Raw genomic sequence first — 2123 nt, forward strand, 5'->3', positions numbered from 1 at the left:
CTTCCAGCCATTGCGCGATCTTCAGGCCGTTGGCGGAATGGCGCTCCATGCGCAGCGCCAGCGTTTTCAGCCCGCGCAGTGCCAGAAAACTGTCGAACGGGCCCGAAATGGCGCCGATGGCGTTCTGCAGGAATTTCAGCTGGGCGGCCAGATCCTTGTTGTCGCCGACGACGGCCACGCCGCCGACCATATCGGAATGGCCGTTGAGATATTTGGTCGTCGAATGCACGACGATATCGATGCCAAGCTCCAGCGGCCGCTGGATATAGGGGCTGCAGAAGGTGTTGTCGGCGACCGTGAGAATCCCCTTGCGCCTGGCAAGTGCGGCGACGCCTTCGAGGTCGACGATGCGCAGCAGCGGGTTGGTGGGGGTTTCGACCCACAGCATTTTCGTCTCGGGCCGGATCGCGGCCTCGACGGCGGCAAGGTCGGTGAAGTCGACGAACGAGACCTGCAGATTGGCCGAGCGTTTGCGCACCCGCTCCATCAGCCGGAAGGAACCGCCATAGATGTCGTCGGTGGCAACGATATGCGCACCGGAATCGAGCAGCTCCAGCACGGTGGCGATCGCCGCCAGCCCGGACGCGAAGGCGAAGGCGGCCGAGCCGCTTTCGAGGTCGGCCACCGCGCGCTCGAAAGCAAAGCGCGTCGGGTTCTGGCTGCGGGCATATTCAAAGCCCTTGTGCACGCCGGGCGATTGCTGGCCATAGGTCGAGGTGGCGTAGATCGGCACCATTACCGCGCCGGTCAGCGGGTCGTGGCTCTGGCCGCCATGGATGGTGCGCGTCGAAAAAGCCAGTCGGTTCTTGCCGGCTGGCGGGGTGCTGCTGGTCATCGTGCGCGCCTCAGATGGTTGATCAGATCGATGCGGGTAATCAGGCCGACGAATTCGTCGCCGTCGAAGATGATGGCGACCTCGTTGCGGTCGAACACCGGCAGCAGCGCGTCCAGCGTCTGGCTGGCCTGCAGCGTGTGCAGGTTGGAGGTCATGGCCGTGCGCACCGGGCCGTTGAAGCGCTCCCAGCGGCCGTCATAAGGGCCGTCGACCTTGGCCAGTATGTCGCTTTCGTCAACGATGCCGACGAGCTTGCCGTTGTCGAGCACCGGCAGCTGCGAGACATCGGAGCGGCGCATGCGGCCATAGGCATTGAGCAGGCTTTCGTCCGGGCCGACATAGACGGTGTCGCCGGTGCGGTGCGAGCGCATCACCAGGTCGCGCAGATCGCCATGCTGCTCGTGCTCGGCCAGCCCCTGCTCGGCCAGCCAGAAATCGTCGAACACCTTCGACAGATACTTGTTGCCACTGTCGCAGACGAAGGTGACGACGCGTTTGGGCACCGTCTGCTCGCGGCAATAGCGCAGCGCCGCCGACAGCAGCGTGCCCGAGGATGAGCCGGCAAGAATACCTTCCTTGGACAAGAGGTCGCGCACCGCCAGCATGCTCTGCTTGTCGGGGATCGAATAGGCCTTCTTGACCAGCGACAGATCGGCATTGGGCGGCACGAAATCCTCGCCGATGCCTTCCACGGTCCAGCTGCCGGCCTCTTCCATCTTGCCGGTCTTGATCAGCGGCGCCAGCACCGAGCCGACCGGATCGGCCAGCACCATTTCGGTCTTCGGCGACACTTTTGCGAAGTAGCGGCCAAGCCCGGTCAGCGTGCCGCCCGAGCCGACGCCGACCACCACGGCATCCACATCACCGTCGAGCTGCGAAAAGATCTCGGGGCCGGTGGTGGTTTCATGCGCCAGCGGATTGGCCGGGTTGGCGAACTGGTTGGCATAGAAGGCGCCGGGCGTTTCCGCCGCGATCTTCTCGGCCATGTCCTGGTAATATTCGGCATGGCCCTTGCCGACATCGGAGCGCGTCATGCGCACTTCGGCGCCGAGCGCGCGCAGGTGCTGGATCTTTTCGCGCGACATCTTGTCGGGCACGACCAGCACGATGCGGTAGCCCTTGGGGATGCCGACCTGGGCGAGACCAAGCCCGGTGTTGCCGGCGGTCGCCTCGACGATGGTGCCGCCGCGCTTGAGCTTGCCCTGCTTTTCAGCCGCGGCGATCATCGACAGCGCGATGCGGTCCTTGATCGAGCCGCCGGGATTCTGGCTTTCGAGCTTGATGAACA

At 64.5% G+C, this 2123-nt stretch carries 2 protein-coding genes; both read right to left on the reverse strand.

Annotation, left to right across the window (positions count from 1 at the left end):
* The coding region (locus EN991_RS33715) for an aminotransferase class I/II-fold pyridoxal phosphate-dependent enzyme (protein WP_127370357.1) at positions 1–835 on the reverse strand (835 nt) is incomplete at its 3' end.
* On the reverse strand, positions 832–2123 hold a 1292-nt coding region (locus EN991_RS33720; RefSeq protein WP_127370358.1), incomplete at its 5' end, for a pyridoxal-phosphate dependent enzyme. The genes EN991_RS33715 and EN991_RS33720, both read right to left, overlap by 4 nt.

The organism is Mesorhizobium sp. M7A.F.Ca.US.005.03.2.1 (assembly GCF_003997795.1).
GTDB classification, from domain to species: domain Bacteria; phylum Pseudomonadota; class Alphaproteobacteria; order Rhizobiales; family Rhizobiaceae; genus Mesorhizobium; species Mesorhizobium ciceri.